Source organism: Halomonas sp. SIMBA_159, from assembly GCF_046536035.1.
Taxonomy (GTDB): Bacteria; Pseudomonadota; Gammaproteobacteria; order Pseudomonadales; family Halomonadaceae; genus Vreelandella; species Vreelandella venusta_A.
In genome coordinates this window covers 1-262 of record NZ_JAWJBT010000846.1, presented here as the reverse complement: position 1 = coordinate 262, position 262 = coordinate 1, and the positions used below count along the sequence as shown (strand labels likewise).

The 262-nt window shown below is 64.1% G+C and carries 1 protein-coding gene; it reads right to left on the bottom strand.

Annotated features, from left to right (window positions below):
- Positions 1–262 (bottom strand): cupin domain-containing protein (locus R0J87_RS21620; protein WP_498888870.1); only part of this gene is annotated, 262 nt, incomplete at both ends.

The following is a 262-nucleotide window of genomic DNA, read 5'->3' as shown; positions in this document are numbered from 1 at the left end:
CGCGCCGATTCTGAACTCGCCATTTCCGAGCGCGATGGGCGCGGGCGTCTCGATGCCCGGCGGCGGAGGCTGAAGGCTCGACATGGCGACGCCGTAGGCTGCGGGAATCAGAACGAAATCGCCGGACGTCAATTCGATTGGATCGTGCCCGTCGATCGCGATGCGGCATCCGCCTTCGAGTATGACGCAATAGAACGGTTGCCCCGCGTCCGAGCGACTGATGCGCCACGGACTCGCGCCGAAAACGAGCTTCGAGAATCGC